This is a genomic window from Paenibacillus sp. NFR01 (assembly GCF_900111565.1).
GTDB lineage: Bacteria > Bacillota > Bacilli > Paenibacillales > Paenibacillaceae > Paenibacillus_AQ.
This window is the reverse complement of record NZ_FOIK01000003.1, coordinates 510,492-526,869: the sequence shown is the minus strand read 5'-3', so window position 1 is coordinate 526,869 and position 16,378 is coordinate 510,492. Positions and strand designations below refer to the sequence as shown.

Sequence of the window (16,378 nt, the reverse complement as noted above, 5' to 3'; positions counted from 1 at the left end):
TCCTTCGTATTTGATTACAGAGAGCGATTTCCGCATCACATTATTTATACCCACTGAATATCATCCTTTGGAATGGAAGTCTGTTAACATTTTCTTCTTCGCCTGTCTAATGTAATCTTTCTTATGCTCTCCGCCTGCGGTCGAATTCCCGGAAATTCTCCAGTGATACAGGATTCGCGGAATATGCACGATATTGTCCGTAGATTGGACGACTCTCAGCGCAAGATCCCAGTCCTGCACGCCCTCGTATCCTTCTCTGAAGCCGCCGACTTGCCGGATCAGGGAAGTACGGTAGACGGCCAGATGGCAGATATAGTTTAAGTGGAGCAGAAACGGTTTGCCGTAAAACCTTTTATGAAAAGGAAAAGCCCGTTTGCCGCCTTCCAGCTTGTCTTCATCCGAAAACATCATATCGACGCCCCGGTTCTGATTGATTACACGGACGATCTCCCGCAAGGCGAACGGCGCCAGCGTATCGTCGTTATCCAGCAAAGCCACAAATTCCCCTGAAGCCAAGGCAAGCGCCGAATTGCTGCACGCGGAGATATGTCCGTTTTCGGACCGGTAGAGCACATGAATTCTTGCGTCCCGCCGCGAAAAATCGTCGAGCACGGTGTGGATATGCGGCTCCGTGGAATGATCATCGGCAATGCAAAGCTCCCAATTCGGATAGTCCTGATCAAGCACCGACTGAATGCATTCCACCAACAAAGACTCCTCTACGTTGTAGACCGGCAAAACAATGGAAATTAACGGGTTGTAAGCAAAGGTCTCGTTGCGCCGGGCGTAAGGCTCTTCGTATTTGGCAATCCATCGCGGATAACCGCTTTGGCCGGTAAGCCATTGTTTGGGAATAAACCATTTGATTTTGATGCGGACGGCGATGGCCAGACAGGTATAGTAGATCCGCTTAAGCGAGGTTAGAATCTTCATCATCTAATTATATTTCGAAAAATAAAATTCGCAGAGTTCATCGATGTTGCCGGAGCTGATAAGATTCCCGTGCTCCAAAATCACTCCCTTGGTGCACATGCTCCGGATCTGGTCCATGGAATGGGACACCAAAATAACCGTCGTTCCGCCGTCCACCATCTGTTTGATTTTCTGTTCGCATTTTTCCTGAAACTTAAAGTCTCCCACCGAAAGAATCTCGTCTACGATCAGCACATCCGGAGTCGTCGCCGTGGCAATCGAAAAGCCCAGTCTCGCATACATCCCCGAGGAAAAGTTCTTAATCGGAACATCAATAAAAGCTTCAAGCTCGGAAAAGGCCACGATCTCATCGAACTTTGCTTTCATTTCTTTTTTGCTGTAGCCCAATACGGCCCCATTCAGGAAAATATTCTCCCTGGCCGTGAGTTCGGCGTCGAACCCTGCCCCTAGTTCAATCAGCGGAGCCATTCTTCCGGCTACTTCGACCTTGCCCAGCGTAGGCTTCAGTACCCCGGCTATTACTTTAAGCAAGGTGCTTTTCCCCGCTCCATTTAACCCCAGAACGCCAAAAACCTCGCCTTTTTCGATCGAAAAACTGACATTTTTAAGCGCCCAGAATTCGTTATAGGCCACCTGCCCTTTGAAGCGTTTGATCAGATATTCTTTTAACGTGCTGATCTTCTCCGTAGTCATGTTAAAACGCATGGAGACACTGTCGACAGCTACTATAACATCCGGCATTGTGCTACCCCTTAAATGTATAAAATGAATTTGTCCTGTCTGCTTCTGAACATATAAACCCCGGCAATAAGCGTAAGAATCGCATAGTTAAAACACTGCAGGTTAAGCTCAAAGGAAGGAATCCTGCCATACAGCAGCCCCTCCCGGAAGTGGGTTACAAAGTAATATAACGGGTTCGCGTTTAAAATAAACAAAAACTTGTCGGGCATGGAGATGGCCGGATAAATGATCGGCGTAGCGTACATCCATGCGGTAAGAACAACGCCGTACAGATGCTCGATATCCCTGAAGAAGATGACCATGCTGCACAGAATCAGTCCGACGCCGACGCTGAAAAGGAAAACATAAAGAATGGAAACGAAGCTAAATACAATCGTCCATTCCAGATGCACGCCTGTAAAAAAGCAGACGATCAGCACAGCGACAAACGAGAACAGCATATTAACCAGCGAATAGGCAATCTTTGATAAAGGGAAAATATATTTGGGGACATAAACCTTCTTAATGATTTGCCCCGATGAAAAAACGGAGGTCATAGCCAGGGAAGTGGATTCCGAAAAAAACGTAAACAAAACTTGACCCGAAATTACATAAGCCGCAAAATTTTCTACATTGAATCGAAATAGTTCCTTAAATACGAGCGTGATGATCAGCATGATGAACAGCGGGTTTAATACGCTCCATAATATCCCCAGGACCGAACGCTTATATTTGATCTTTATATCCTTCAGGACAAGCAGCTTGAGTAATTCCTGATATCGCATAAAATTGGCTAGATTCTGTCTTAATTCGCTCACGATTGTCCACCCGTCTGTCCATATTGTTGTTGAGCCACAAGTGAAAGTGGTCTGCATCAAATGAATTATGCTAAAATATTGTCGTACCTACAGGAAAAGGAGATATAAACGTGTCGAAACCAGTATACGGTAAAAATGCAGCTCCGTCGAGAAATGCGGAAAAGATGTCCGGCGGAATATGGGCACTGTGTGCCGCTTTTATTTTGTTTATGTGTTGGACCCCGTTTCAAGTAGGGTTATTCAACGGACAATCCATTGACTTCGAGAAACCGATCTATGTCTCCGCGCTGCTGAGCGGCCTTTTGCTGCTGGCAGGCATGGCCGTGCTCTTTAAATCCTTCAAGCTGGAAGAACGCCGGGATCTGGTAGCCGCCGCCTCTCTCTTGCTACCGCTCACCTATATTTTATCGCTCTTTGTCGCAGCCTCTCATTATATGGCGATGAATCTGCTGCTGATTCAGAGTATGTATACTGCCGTATTCATTATAACGATATCCCTCCTCAAAAATAAGCCAGTAAATGTTGTCATCCAGAATGCGGTATTGACGCTCGCTTATCTCATTGTCGCTTTCGGGCTGCTGAACTGGCTTGGAGCGGGCAAATTCGCCGGCGCTATGGTCGGCTGGTTCTCCAATACGGTACGGGGCAGCATTTACCTCGATGCGGTGATGACCGATTCCAACGGCTTGCGGCTGACCTCCATTTTCCAGTATGCCAATACATACGCCGCGTTCCTGATGGCTTTCCTGTTTGTGGCCGTGTTTGCGCTAGTCCGCTCTAAAAAATGGTACGGGATGCTGATTCACGGCTTCATGCTCGTCCCGATCATTCTGTCGCTGCTGCTCACGTTGTCCCGCGGCGGCCTGGTGATGCTGCCTGTCGCCTTCCTGCTGCTGCTGATTATGTTAAAACCCGCGAAGCAGCTGCTCTGGATTATCCATCTCGCCATCGCCGGCATCGTTTCGCTTGCGATTACCAATTCGGTCACGGATATCGGACTGGAGCTGAATACGAAGTTCACCGTATCCTCTGCGCTTAAAGGCTGGGCTTATCTGATCCTCGCTTCGGCCGTTGTGGCCGCGATCGGCTGGCTGATCCAGCGTTACGCCGCACCGCGCCTTCAATCCAAGCTGAACGGCTGGGAATCCCGCAAAGGATCAGGACTTTGGATTCCGCTGGGTTCGCTGATCCTAGTGGCCCTTATCGCTTACTTGCTGGTCGGCACAGGACTGCGCAGCATCATGCCCGACAATATCGAAACCCGGCTGGAGAACATCAACTTCAAGCAGCACAGTGTAGAAGAACGCTTTACGTTCTATAAAGATGCAGTAAAAGTCATTAAAGATCATCCGGTTCTCGGAGCCGGCGGCGGCGGTTGGGCAGCCTTGTACGAGCAATACCAGAACAACCCGTATACGAGCCGCCAGGTGCACAACTTCTTCCTGCAGTATTTGATTGAAGTGGGCATTGTCGGATTTATCGTGTTTATCGGGTTTATCGGATACATCTTCTACGGTTACATCCGCACGTATCTCAAACGGGAAAAGAGCGATTTCGAGAACGGATTTTTGTTCTACATCATTGCATTGTCGATCTTGGTCCACAGCCTTCTGGACTTTAACCTGAGCTATGCCTTCATGGGAATTCTCATTTTTGTCGGGCTGGGCGGAATGACGGCGGCGATCGAAGGCAAACCGAAGCAAGCGGTATGGCGTCAACCCGGATTGCGTTTGGCATATATGGGTGTCCTGGCCATCGGCGTGATCGCATTGCTGTTCGTCTCGGGCAACTATATTTCGTCCACGAATGCCGCGTACAAAGGCAAAAACCTGATCGGCGTCAGCACATCCTATGAGCAAATCAAAGCACCGCTGGTCAAAGCGCTGAACAAACGCCCGTTCCATCCGGAATCGGCCTTCTATCTGTCCTCCATAGATCAGCAGGTGTACAACCAGTCCAAGGACGAGCAATATTTGACCGAGTCTTACAACGTGCTCACCAAAGCGCTTAAATACGAGCCGTACAACAAGGATTTATTGAAGCAATTAGCCGCCTATTATGATTTGAAAGAGCAAGGGGAGCAAGCCTTTGCTGTCTATCAGGACAATGCCGCTAAATATAAATGGGATATCGACTGGTACGATGCGCTGATCAGCCGGGCGCTGGTTCTGGCCGATAAAGCAATAGCCGAGAAGGACGATGCCGCCAAGCAGCAGTACATCACGGCCGGTATCGACGCGTACAATCGCATTACAGCGGGCATCGAGCACCTGAAGACCTTGCCGCCAGAGCAGCTGCAGGGCCGTCCGTTCGCCGTGACGCCGACCATCGGCCTGAATGCCGGAAGACTGCTTCATTTGTCCGGGCAGGAGGAACAAGCTTCAGCGGCCGTGAAGGCGGGACTGCCAGATACTTACGCGGATCAAAAGAACAGCCCTACCCTTTGGGACGTGAACTGGTACACCGCTTTGGTCGACCGCTCTTACGAGCTCGCCAAACAAGCGCTTGATCAGCAGACCGCGGCCCAGGATCTGATCGTCAAACAAACGACCGCAGACGATAAGGCAGCCCAGCAGACAGTCATCGATCAAGCCGTCTCCGAGAAAGCCAAAAATATAAACATCGGGCTTCAAGCTTATAACCAAGTCTCCACGGATTTGAAAGCGTCGAAGCAGACCATTCCTCCCTCCTTGATCCTCAGCGACGGCAAGCTGAATTTGCTCGCCGGATCGCTGCAAACGGCCGCGGATGTCCTGAAATCCGGACTTGGCGATAACTATAAGGATGCCGTTAACCGTGAAATTGCCCGCTGGTATCTGGCTGCATTGACGAAGCTGGGCAGCACGCTGGACCCCGAGGTTCACAACAAGCTGATAGCCGCCGATCCTGCGGAAGAAGCCAAGATTGCGGAAATCGTGGATATCCAGTACTAGAATCATCTGCTCAACAAAAGCGCCCCGCTGACTTGTTCAGCGGGGCGCTTTTTCTATCTATTCTTGAAGGGTCATGCTTATTGTCCGGTCTTCGCCGCTTCGCTCTCAATGATCTCCTTCAGGTATTCCAGCAGGCCCTCTTTTAATTCCTCGTGCTGCAGCGCATAGTGGATCGTCGTCTGGATAAAACCCATTTTCTCGCCGACGTCATGGCGTTTGCCCTCGAAATCAAACGCAATAATCCGTTCGACCTCGCTCAAACGGGCAATGGCATCGGTCAGCTGAATTTCGCCGCCCACACCGGCCTGCTGTTCACCGAGCATATCGAAAATCCGCGGGGTTAAAATATACCGGCCCAGGATGGCCAGATTGGACGGGGCGTCTTCGCGTTTCGGTTTCTCGACCAGCCGGTTAGCCTTATAGACCCGCTCCGCGAGCGGCGTGCCGTCTACGAGACCATAACGGGAGACCTCCTCCCACGGCACCGGCTGAACGCCGACGATCGAGGATTTATACTGCTCGTACACTTCGATCATCTGTTTAAGGCAAGGCTTCTCCGCTTCAACAATATCGTCCCCGAGCAGAACGGCAAACGGCTCGTCGCCGATGAATTTGCGCGCGCACCAGATGGCATGTCCCAAGCCCTTCGGCTCTTTCTGGCGGATATAATGAATGTCGGCCATCTCCGACGACTTGCGTACGGATTCCAGAAGCTCCCACTTCTGCTTCTCGGCCAAATTGAATTCCAGTTCAAAGGAATTGTCGAAATGGTCCTCGATCGCCCGTTTGCCTTTCCCCGTGACGATGATAATATCTTCAATTCCCGAAGCGACCGCTTCTTCCACGATATATTGGATCGTAGGTTTATCGACAATCGGCAGCATTTCTTTCGGCATCGCTTTGGTTGCAGGAAGGAATCGGGTTCCTAATCCGGCAGCGGGTATAATCGCTTTACGAATTTTCATCTCTCGGACTCCTTTGATCGGATACTATCGATGGTTTACGAAAATGGAAAGATACTATTCAGTATTATAGCATTCATACTATCACATTGGCAGTTCGCAGCACCTTAAAACCCGCTTAATCTTACTGAAGTGCAAAATACACCCAGTGCGCCACGTAAAAAGAGCCGGCAATGCTCAAACGGAGAATGTCCCCCCTGAGATTACCGGCTCTACATTATTTCGCGTTTACCAGTTGTCCCCGCGTTACGCCCAGCTGGTTGGTCGCTTTAAGCGTCTTCCACACCTGGGTGCCGGAGATCTCGCCCCGCAGCGCCCGGGTATACAAATCAATGACTTCGGCCACCTGCTCCGGCGTTTCTTCCAGAAACTCCACGCGGAACGAGGTTACGCCGAGATCACGGAAATGATTCAAATACTCCGCCCCGGACTGCTCTACCGCATTGTACACCGTATTGCGGCAGCCTTCATCCACGCGCACCGGGTGGGACATGCCGATCCGGTCCTGCAGGGAGGCCCGATGCTCTTCGCATGGACGGCCGCAGTTGGTGTAGTCCGTGCCCTCGCTCAGGAAGGTGCAGTACACGCAGTGTTCCGTATGGAACATCGGCAAATGCTGATGGATGACGACCTCCATCCGGGAGGTGTCGCTGCGTCCCAGCAAATCGACCATCTGCTGGATGTTCAGATCGTAAGACGGCGTAACCGCGTCGCAGCCCGCTTCCAGGAACAGGTCCGCGGTCTTGTGATTGGCGATGTTCAGCGAGAAGTCGCCGATCAGCCGCGGATGTACGGCATCCGGATGCTCCATCCGGTGGCGCAGGTAGTAATACAGCGCACCGGTGTTGCGCACCAGCACCGCATCCGGCTGGAGGCGCAGGATGTTGGCATGGTAGCCGTTTTCGCCCGGCATATGGATGCGCGGCGTGGCCAGCGCAATGAAGGCGCCGGCGGCCCGGACGGCTTCTACCGCTGCCGGGAACTGCTTGATAAACTCGAAGTCGGCGTAGATGTTCTTCACGCCGGCGGCCAGCGCAGCCTGTACCTGCGGCAGGCTGCGGCACAGCGCGGTAAGCTCCGCTTCACCGCGCGGACCGGCGGCGTCCCTGCGGGTGACGTCGCTGTAAACTTCCGCCGCCCGTTTCACGTAGACGGGCGGCTTCGGGCGCTCGCCGGCAAGCAGCTCCACCGCCTGGCGGCGGATGCTGTTAAGCTCGCGCATTGGCACGATCACGTCGCCTTCCAGCTGCGACTCCAGCGCCTCAAGCTGGAATAGGGTGCCGCCAAGGCGGCCGAACTGCTCTTCCAGCAGGGCGGCGTCCATCGGACGCTTCTGCGCGGCTTCGAGCTGAAGCTCCGATTCCACGCGGACGGTGACGTTCTTCTGCACATCCGTCCACCAGGTAACAAGCTTCTCGCCGGCACGGCCGGAAGCCTTCACATACACCGGGAATACCCGGTACGGCTTCTCCGTCTCAAAGGTCTGCCGCAGCGCCTTGTCGAGCGCAGGGTCGCTCGTCTTCCAGATGCGGTCGCCGACATGCACGCGGCGCAAATCAACGTCGCTGCGTCCGGGCACGATGTCGACGATCCAGCCTTCTCCGGCTTCGCCTTCCAGCTTAACGCCTTTGCGGCGCAGATCGTAGATCCGTCCGCCTTCTTCCTTCTTCGTCGGATCGCCGGCGTCGAATACGATGCCGTCTCCCCGCTTCAGCGGGGCTTCGATCCGGCAGACAACGCCGTCGCGCAGGATTTGCTCTACGGTGCCGAGATAGACGCCGCGGCTCTTCGGAAACGTTCCGTCGACGAGCTTTTTGTTGTTGGTTCCTTCCAGGAATCCGTGCGTGAAGCCGCGGGAGAAGCTTTGCTGCAGCTCCCGCAGGTCTTCCTTCGATGTCTTGCTCCAGTTGCCTTCGAACACTTTATCAATCGCCTTGCGGTATTTGCTGACCACATTGGCTACATATTCCGGACTTTTCAAGCGGCCTTCGATTTTAAACGAAGTCACGCCGGCTTCGATCAGCTGCGGCATCAGGTCGATGGCAGCGAGGTCCTTCGGCGACAGCAGGTACGTCACATCGCCCATCGGCTGGACGGTGCCGTCGACCATCAGGTCATACGGCAGGCGGCAGGCCTGCGCGCATTCGCCGCGGTTGGCCGAACGTCCGCCCCACATTTCCGAGGTCAGGCATTGGCCTGAGTAGGATACGCAAATCGCGCCGTGCACGAACACTTCCATCGGGAGGCGGGCTTGCTCCCCGATGGTGCGGATCTGCTTGAGGTTATTTTCCCGGCCCAGCACGACGCGTTCCATCCCGAACGGCTTCGTAAATTCGACCGCCTCCGGCGAAGTAATCGTCATCTGCGTGGAGCCGTGGATCGGGAAGTCCGGCGAGATTTCGCGGATCAGCTTCACCAAACCCAGATCCTGCACGATCACCGCATCCACGCCGCTATCGATGCAGGCATCGATCAGCTCCTTGGCTTCGGCCAGCTCATTTTCAAAAACAAGTATATTAAAGGTCAAAAAACCTTTGACGCCATAGCTGTGCAGGAACGCCATAATCTCCGGCAGCTCGTCCATCCGGAAGTTATTCGCTCTCGCCCGGGCATTAAACTTCTCCACGCCGAAAAAGACCGCGTCCGCCCCGTTCGCCACCGCTGCACGCATGCAATCCCAGTCGCCGGCCGGAGCCAGCAGCTCCACGTCTTCCCTGCGTAAATCTTGCTTGTTCATCTATATCCTCCTAAACCACCGGAAGGTGGATCTTTGCCATGCCTTTAACTTATCAATTGTATCAAATATCACAGTACTGCGCCAGCAATTTAAGCATTTTCCATACCAAAAGAATACAATACTGGGTGTCTCCATAGGCTACCTGATAGACAAAGCTTCAGCGGCAAGCGTATCATAGGTTGTAGCGTGACGAATTTATACACGTAAGGAGAGCTGGAATTCGCGATGAAAGGTATCATTCTTGCGGGGGGAAGCGGCACCCGTCTCTATCCTCTTACGATGGTAACCAGCAAGCAGCTGCTGCCGGTCTACGATAAACCGATGATCTATTATCCGCTGTCCACCCTGATGCTCGCCGGCATCAAGGACATATTGATTATTTCCACGCCCGAAGACACGCCGCGGTTCGAGAATCTGTTCGGCGACGGTTCCCAGTTCGGCATCTCCCTGCAGTATGTTGTGCAGCCGAGCCCGGACGGCTTGGCGCAAGCCTTCATATTGGGAGAGGACTTTATCGGAGAAGATGCCGTGGCAATGGTGCTCGGCGACAATATCTACTACGGCAACGGGATGACCAAACTGCTGAGACGTGCCGCGGAAAAAGAACGGGGCGCCACCGTATTCGGCTACCATGTGCAGGATCCCGAACGTTTTGGCGTCGTCGAATTTGACGCGGACGGAAAGGTGCTGAGCATCGAGGAGAAGCCGGCACAGCCCAAGTCCAATTATGCCGTCACCGGCTTATATTTTTATGACAATCGCGTGGTATCCATTGCTAAAGAAGTCAAACCTTCGGCCCGGGGCGAGTTGGAGATCACTTCGATCAACGAAGCTTATTTGAAAATGGGCGAGCTGGATGTTTCTTTGCTGGGACGCGGCTTTACGTGGCTTGATACCGGAACCCATCAAAGCCTGGTCGATGCGACCAATTTTGTACGGACCATTGAAGATCACCAGGGCATCAAGATTTCCGCGCCGGAAGAGATTGCATATATTAACGGATGGATCACGAAAGAACATTTGCTGGAATGCGGCCGGAAGCTGGGCAAAACCGGGTACGGCCAATACCTGATTAAAGTAGCAACGGGGAAAATCCAATATTAAACCGAAAGAGTGAATGAGATGAAATTTACCCAAACCGAATTGGAAGGCGTGCTGATCGTGGAACCCGCCGTGTTCGGCGATCACCGGGGATGGTTTATGGAGACCTACAGTGAAGCGAAGTTTCGGGAACAAGGAATAACGCTGCAGTTCGTGCAGGACAATCAATCGTTTTCGGCGACAAAAGGCACCTTGCGCGGTTTGCATTTCCAACTTCATCCCAAAGCGCAAACAAAGCTGGTCCGCTGCACCAAAGGCGCCATCTTCGACGTTGCGGTCGACATCCGCCGGGGCAGCCCGGCCTACGGCAAATGGTTCGGCATCGAGCTTACAGCCGAGAACAAAAAACAACTGCTGATTCCGAAGGGCTTCGCCCACGGCTTTATGACCCTGACCGAAGATGTGGAAGTACAGTACAAATGCGACGAGCTGTACGCCCCGGAATGCGACGGCGGCATTCTATGGAGCGACCCCGAGATCGGCATTCAGTGGCCGCTGCATATTCAGCCCGTATTGTCCGCCAAAGATGAAAAGGCGCCGTTGCTGAAGGATGTCCAGCATAATTTTGTCTACTAAGCGCATTTAGCCGCTCCAATCAAAACCCCGTTTCCCTTGCGCCAGGCGCAGCGGAAACGGGGTTTTTGGCGCTGTTTTATTTTCTGGCATCCGTAAAGGTAAACGACTGCACGGCCTGCTCCAGCATGGCCTGCTGTGCCGAGGTGGCATTGGCATCGTTCAGCGTGGTGGTGATGGTGTAGACATAACTGTTTTTTTCGAAAACTATCTGCTTTATTCGGAAAGGAATGCCATCTTTCTGCTGATGGACCGTCAGGACCGTCGCCGGAACACCGGCAAGGCTGATCTGCTCGACGTTCTCCAGCACCGGATCCTCCGTATTGCCGGCGTTGTCGGTATAATACCGCTTGAGCTGCTCTGCCCGGTATTTTGCGGATTCCTCGGTCCGAACTTCCAGCTTGAAGCTGCCGCCTGTAAAATGGTACTGAACTGCGCCAAGCTCGAACAGATCCTGATCGGGAATCCATAGACGGGGAACGGCTAAACTGTACCCGTACGTTTTAGAACGCTTGGTTATCGTTTTGGAGGCCAAAACGCTCAAATCCCCGGATTCCAGCTGTCCGAAGTTTGCTTTGACCTGCGTAAAATCGATATCCATCGCTCCAACCATATCCTCTATGGATACCGGCGGATTGCTTGCATCGGAGGAAGGGAGATATTCAAAATAATAGCGGTAACCGCCCTCCTGCAGCAGAATTTGATAAAAGGGGGTCCAGCCGCTGCCCGGGTTCAGCTGCGTCTCTTTCATTAGCCCTTGCGTACCGGAAATGGTCACCGGAAGATCGGCCTTGAATTCATAAGCTCCCTCCACGTAGCTGTTCCCGATTTGTTTGGAAAGCTCGCTGCTCCAGTCCGCAAGCGTCTTTCCCGCAGGAACCGAAGTGACTTTCACCCGGAGGTACGCTCCATCCCCGCCGCTGTATTCCATCCGCTGGTTGTCCATGCTCCACTCCGCCGGCACCCCGAGCGAGATGCCATAATCCTCGTTAAATGCACTTTTGAGTCCGCCGGTAACGGAAGAAAGATCACGGGACGCACCGCCGGCAGCATCAAAGGAGGGCCTGAACGAATCCAGCAGCGTGGAATAATCGCGCAAATCCTTATAGTTGACCGCATTGTCGTCGGTTAAATAGACCTCGTAAAGCCGGTTTCCGTAAGCATATTTCCGGGACTCCCAAATCGCGCCCCCCGAGTCCTTACTGACAATCCGCGCATACGGATAAGGCCCCTGCCGTACCAGTTCCCGGTCCAGTACGGTTTCTCCGCCTTCGTCGGACTCGCGCACCAGCTGCTCCAGCAGGTCTTCCGGCTCCGCGGACGCTGTCAGCGGCGAGACATGGACCTCCAGGTAATACTTGTCCTCCGTGTTGGTAAACGTGGCAATCGCTTCATTGCCGCCGCTGTCGCCGACCACCAGTCCGGACGGATAATTCATGCTCCATCCGTAATAGCTGTTGCCGATCCGGGTTTTGCCAACTTCGCTGTCGATGCCGGCGTTTGCCGTTGCGGAATCTTCATCTTCCACGCTTTCGGCTTGAAGCGTGACCGTCAGCCCGCCGCCGGCATCCTTAGCAATGTCCGCTCCAAGCACCTCTGCCACAAAACGCAGCGGTACCATCAGTACGCCGGACACCATATGCGGCGGAGCGGCAAGCGTATATTTCTCTCCATCCCGCCATGCGGCCGTGCTGCCGATCGTCAACGCGCCGGTATGCGGGCCGTACATTACTTTGACCACATTGCCCGCTTCCAGTGTAACGGTGCTGCCGAATGTTTTTTTGAAGACGCCAAGCGGCACCATGACCGCCCCCTTCTCCAAAAAGGGTCTGGGAATCGAGGCGGCCTTCCCGTTTACTGTCGCAGCCGTGCTCCCGACCTTGAGGACGAGCCGCAAAGTCTGGCTGCCTGCGCTTGCGGCGGCTGCCCGTGAAACGGGCAGGCCCGGCAGCAGCAGCGCGCATGTCAGCAAGATGCAGACCCCTCTACCGGCTAGACTTCCGCCCTTATCGCTTTTGCGCTTATTCCCCCGCTTGTCCATTCCCCTCGTCTCCTTCCTCTCTGACCAGCGGATCGCCTTTGCCAAGCACCATCCTCCGGCTGACGATGTCGCCGCCGCTTTGCATCAGCAAAGTTACGGCAGCACCCGGCGCGTATTTTTTGAATAACTCATTGATATCCGCCAGCGAGGACACCCTTTGCCCGTTGATGCTGTACAGCAGGTCCCCCTCCTGGATTCCGGCTTTGCGGGCTTGCGCAGAAGCAACGCGGGTTACGGTAAGCGGATCCGACGAGGGAAGCCCGACAAGGGTGGACCAGCTTTCCTCCAGTTCAAGCCCGAGGCTCGGCCGCTTAACTTCCCCGTATTTCATGAGCTGATTCATTACGTACCGGACTGTATCGATCGGGATGGAGAAGCCCATATTTTCCACGCCCACTGCTGCATATTTCAGACTGTTGATCCCGATGACCTCTCCCTTCATATTCAGCAGCGGTCCGCCGCTGTTTCCGGGATTGATCGCCGTGTCGCTCTGGATCAGCCGGTACGCGGAATCCACATTCCGGTTCAGCCCGCTGATGACCCCGGAGGTTGCCGAGTTACGCAAAGCGAAAGATAACGGCGTGCCGATCGCGACGACCTTGTCCCCGACCTCGATCTTGGCTGAAACCGCAGCAAGCTTCGCCGGCTTTAGCCCTGAGGCGTGAATCCGCAGCAGCGCCAAATCGCTGAACTCGTCCAAATATGCGCTGACGACCGGATAACTATGCTCATCGGATGTGACCACCGTCGCATTCTGCAAATCCTTGATGACATGTGCATTGGTCAAAATCCAGCCATCCGCCCGCACAATGATGCCGGAGCCGTGCGACAGATTGTAGCGGTTATCCGTTCCGCTGCCGTCCCCTTCATATTTGCCGATGATCCCGACAACCGAAGGCGTTGCCGCTTTGATCATGGCCGGAAGCGGATCGGCTGCGGCTCTGGCCGAAGAAGCGGCGGTCACTGCAGGCGTCCCACCCCATAGCGGGGCGGCCGCGCCATATCCGCAGACCAGCAGTAGGCTGAGCGCTGCCGCGATTATTTTTCTCATTCGACTCTCCCCCTTTTCTTCTGCGTCCCTTATCTTCCTGCGTCCCTTTTTCCTTCTGCATCTTTTCCCCGCTTATAAAAAAAAGACGCCTTGCTGCGCCGGAAAGCGGTCAAGGAGTCTTCGCAGGGGTCTCTATCCGATTGTTCTGCATGGGCAACGCTCAGCTGAACCAATTCACAATCATGGCGTAATCGGAAACAGCGAACACCAGCAGGCTTACACCGCCGAAGGCAATGGCGAATTTATTCTTCTGCGGGGCTCTAAGCAGCCGGAATACGCCGATGGCGATCAGCAGGGTAAACAAAATCATAAATACATCGAAGGCATGAAACGTTGACGGTTCTTTCGCAGCGGCTTCTGCAAGCAGCATGGCCTTACCTCCTCGAAAGTAGGGTCTGACGAGCTTACACGTTTCCGTATCTCCCTCTATGTTATCGCTCTCATCCCTTCTGTGCAAGAACATTTCTTCAAAAATTATGTATTTCGCGGGATTCATGAAACATATCTCCTTGACGCTTTCGTATTCGCATATCAAGGAGCCCGATTTCTGCTGCAAGCTTGTCCATACTCATTATTCAACGCCAACTCTTCTATTTGAATCTATGCGGGACAGGCTCTGATTATAACGGCGGATTATCAGCAGAATTTATTTACTTCCCAAAAAACGGTGATACCTGCCTGCTACAACGCTCACAGTCCGCCGCCCTTAACTATGTTACGATCGAAACCATATTCGCACGGAACTTCAGGCTCCCGGGAAAGGATGGTTAATGTGGCTTATATCCCGCATTGGAAGGAAACACCGGACCAATTAAACAAATTCGAATTCGTGAAATTGCAGAAAGACGGACTGGACATCATCCGCAACATTATTGAAAAATACGCCGTGGAGGGTTACGACTCCATTCCGGCCGATGATCTCGACCTGTTCAAATGGGCCGGCGTGTATCAGCAGAAGCCGCGGGCCGGCCATTTCATGATGCGCGTCCGCATCAATACCGGCATTATGAGCACCCGGCAAGCCCGGGCGATTGCCGACATCGCCGAGCTTTACGGGCGCGGGCTGGTCGATATTACGACCCGGCAGGCGGTACAGTTCCACTGGCTGACCGTCGAGGATTTCCCGGATATTTTCAAACGGTTGGAGGACGCCGGTCTCTACTCCTATGAAGCCTGCGGCGATTGCCCGCGTACCATCGTCGGCAACCCGCTGGCCGGCATCGATCCGGATGAATTCTTCGATACTTCGGCGCTGGTCGATGAGATCAATGACTTCTTCATGCTGAACCGCGACTTCTCCAATCTGCCGCGCAAGTTCAAAATGTCGGTTTCGGCCAATCCCTATAACAACGCCCAGGCGGAGATCAATGACTTGTCTTTTACGCCTGCCGTTAAAATATTGGAGGGCCTCGAGATCGCCGGCTTCCACGTGATGGTAGGCGGCGGATTATCGGCCAAGCCGCATCTCGCCCAGAAGCTGGACCTTTTCGTGCGGCCGGAAGAAGCACTGAAGGTCGCCGTCGGCGTCGTCTCCTTATTCCGCGACCATGGCTACAGGGAAAAACGGCACCAGGCCCGCCTCAAGTACCTGATCGCGGATTGGGGCGCCGACAAATTCAAGGAGGCGCTGCTGGCCTTGATCGGAGACATGCCCTCCCGCGGCGAAGACCAAACCCGGGGATGGCATGCCGCCTATTTCGACGGCGTTCATTCCCAGCGGCAGGCCGGGCTGAATTACGTCGGTCTGAATGTTCCCGTAGGCCGCTTAAACGGCGGGGAGCTGCGGCAGCTCGCGGAGCTGGCCGATACCTACGGCGAAGGAAAGCTGCGCACCACGATGTCGCAGAACATCATCATCAGCGGCGTGCCGGATGAACAGGTAGATGCCCTGCTGCAGGAGCCGCTGCTGCGCCGGCTGTCGCCGTCCGCAAGCCATTTCATCAGCCGGACGGTGGCTTGCACCGGCAATGAATTCTGTAACCTGGCGCTAGTGGAGACAAAGCTGCGGGCCGTTGACACTGCCGCTTATTTAGACGAACATCTGCAGCTTGACGAGAAACTGCGGATTCATTTCATCGGCTGCCCTAATGCCTGCGGGCAAAAACATATCGCGGATATCGGCCTGCAAGGCTCGCTGATCAAAACGCCTGCCGGAATGGCCGAAGCCTTCGATATTGCGATTGGCGGAACCTTGGGCGGCGGCGATCTCGGACCAGCGGCGAAATTCACCCAAGCACTCAAAGGACGTGTACCAGCGGAGCAAGTAGCCCCTGTATTGGCGGAGCTTATTGAAATGTATAAGGCCGAGAAGCAGGAGACCGAGAACTTTCATGCTTTCGTAAACCGCGCCGGCATTGAGCCCTTCCAGGCGAAATTGACGGAATGCCTTGCAGAACGGGTTAACAAATGAAATAGGCGAGATTCATGAAAAAGACCCCGGGCTCCACTAAATATGGAGCCCGGGGTCTTAGCATATTCACTGGCCTACAGCCATCCGGAAATCCGGCTG

At 53.9% G+C, this 16,378-nt stretch carries 12 protein-coding genes; 4 read left to right on the top strand and 8 right to left on the bottom strand.

Annotated elements, in window-relative coordinates:
• Nucleotides 1-60 precede the first annotated feature (60 nt).
• Genes BMW84_RS17155 through BMW84_RS17145 form a run of 3 tightly spaced genes read right to left on the bottom strand, consistent with a single transcriptional unit; the run spans nt 61 to nt 2,471 of the window.
• A complete protein-coding gene (locus BMW84_RS17155) occupies nt 61-936 on the bottom strand; it encodes a glycosyltransferase family 2 protein (protein ID WP_091070501.1) in 876 nt (291 codons plus the stop codon).
• Complete coding sequence (locus BMW84_RS17150; RefSeq protein WP_091070499.1) at nt 937-1,674, bottom strand: ABC transporter ATP-binding protein; 738 nt, start codon at nt 1,672-1,674, stop codon at nt 937-939.
• Between the two features lie 11 nt (nt 1,675-1,685).
• Nucleotides 1,686-2,471 carry an ABC transporter permease gene (locus BMW84_RS17145; RefSeq protein ID WP_091070497.1) on the bottom strand — a complete coding sequence of 262 codons (786 nt, stop codon included), beginning with the start codon at nt 2,469-2,471 and terminating at the stop codon, nt 1,686-1,688.
• A 110-nt stretch (nt 2,472-2,581) separates the two neighbouring features.
• On the opposite strand from BMW84_RS17145, the gene BMW84_RS17140 reads away from it, so the two are divergent.
• A complete protein-coding gene (locus BMW84_RS17140; RefSeq protein WP_091070496.1) occupies nt 2,582-5,404 on the top strand; it encodes an O-antigen ligase family protein in 2,823 nt (940 codons plus the stop codon).
• A gap of 77 nt (nt 5,405-5,481) precedes the next feature.
• Here the strand turns inward: BMW84_RS17140 and galU are convergent, their stop codons facing one another.
• Together galU and BMW84_RS17130 are read right to left on the bottom strand one after the other, a co-directional pair.
• A complete protein-coding gene (gene galU / locus BMW84_RS17135) occupies nt 5,482-6,369 on the bottom strand; it encodes a UTP--glucose-1-phosphate uridylyltransferase GalU (RefSeq protein ID WP_091070494.1) in 888 nt (295 codons plus the stop codon).
• Between the two features lie 214 nt (nt 6,370-6,583).
• Nucleotides 6,584-9,103 (bottom strand): U32 family peptidase, encoded by a 2,520-nt coding sequence (locus BMW84_RS17130; RefSeq protein WP_091070493.1) that lies wholly within the window; start codon nt 9,101-9,103, stop codon nt 6,584-6,586.
• A gap of 225 nt (nt 9,104-9,328) precedes the next feature.
• Between BMW84_RS17130 and rfbA the strand changes: the two genes are divergently transcribed.
• Both rfbA and rfbC read left to right on the top strand, forming a co-directional pair.
• Entirely contained in the window at nt 9,329-10,207 is an 879-nt protein-coding gene (gene rfbA / locus BMW84_RS17125; RefSeq protein ID WP_091070491.1) for a glucose-1-phosphate thymidylyltransferase RfbA, read from the top strand.
• Between the two features lie 18 nt (nt 10,208-10,225).
• Complete coding sequence (rfbC, locus tag BMW84_RS17120) at nt 10,226-10,780, top strand: dTDP-4-dehydrorhamnose 3,5-epimerase (protein ID WP_091070490.1); 555 nt, start codon at nt 10,226-10,228, stop codon at nt 10,778-10,780.
• A gap of 76 nt (nt 10,781-10,856) precedes the next feature.
• Here the strand turns inward: rfbC and BMW84_RS17115 are convergent, their stop codons facing one another.
• From BMW84_RS17115 to BMW84_RS17105, 3 genes are all read right to left on the bottom strand, one after another.
• Nucleotides 10,857-12,818 (bottom strand): copper amine oxidase N-terminal domain-containing protein, encoded by a 1,962-nt coding sequence (locus BMW84_RS17115; protein ID WP_091070488.1) that lies wholly within the window; start codon nt 12,816-12,818, stop codon nt 10,857-10,859.
• Nucleotides 12,799-13,869, bottom strand: a complete 1,071-nt coding sequence (locus BMW84_RS17110) for a S1C family serine protease (RefSeq protein WP_091070487.1) — start codon at nt 13,867-13,869, stop codon at nt 12,799-12,801. Before BMW84_RS17110 ends, BMW84_RS17115 begins: the two co-directional genes overlap by 20 nt.
• Nucleotides 13,870-14,029: 160 nt before the next feature.
• The gene (locus BMW84_RS17105; RefSeq protein WP_091070485.1) at nt 14,030-14,239 is read right to left on the bottom strand and encodes a DUF2759 family protein; all 210 of its coding nucleotides are present in this window, start codon (nt 14,237-14,239) and stop codon (nt 14,030-14,032) included.
• Between the two features lie 402 nt (nt 14,240-14,641).
• On the opposite strand from BMW84_RS17105, the gene BMW84_RS17100 reads away from it, so the two are divergent.
• The gene (locus BMW84_RS17100) at nt 14,642-16,279 is read left to right on the top strand and encodes a nitrite/sulfite reductase (protein ID WP_091070484.1); all 1,638 of its coding nucleotides are present in this window, start codon (nt 14,642-14,644) and stop codon (nt 16,277-16,279) included.
• The last annotated feature ends 99 nt before the right edge of the window (nt 16,280-16,378 follow it).

Coding starts and splice junctions, on each gene's coding strand:
- BMW84_RS17155 (WP_091070501.1), bottom strand. CDS start 936: ATGATGAAGATTCTAACCTCGCTTAAGCGGATCTACTATACCTGTCTG.
- BMW84_RS17150 (WP_091070499.1), bottom strand. CDS start 1,674: ATGCCGGATGTTATAGTAGCTGTCGACAGTGTCTCCATGCGTTTTAAC.
- galU (WP_091070494.1), bottom strand. CDS start 6,369: ATGAAAATTCGTAAAGCGATTATACCCGCTGCCGGATTAGGAACCCGA.
- BMW84_RS17130 (WP_091070493.1), bottom strand. CDS start 9,103: ATGAACAAGCAAGATTTACGCAGGGAAGACGTGGAGCTGCTGGCTCCG.
- rfbA (WP_091070491.1), top strand. CDS start 9,329: ATGAAAGGTATCATTCTTGCGGGGGGAAGCGGCACCCGTCTCTATCCT.
- rfbC (WP_091070490.1), top strand. CDS start 10,226: ATGAAATTTACCCAAACCGAATTGGAAGGCGTGCTGATCGTGGAACCC.
- BMW84_RS17115 (WP_091070488.1), bottom strand. CDS start 12,818: ATGGACAAGCGGGGGAATAAGCGCAAAAGCGATAAGGGCGGAAGTCTA.
- BMW84_RS17110 (WP_091070487.1), bottom strand. CDS start 13,869: ATGAGAAAAATAATCGCGGCAGCGCTCAGCCTACTGCTGGTCTGCGGA.
- BMW84_RS17105 (WP_091070485.1), bottom strand. CDS start 14,239: ATGCTGCTTGCAGAAGCCGCTGCGAAAGAACCGTCAACGTTTCATGCC.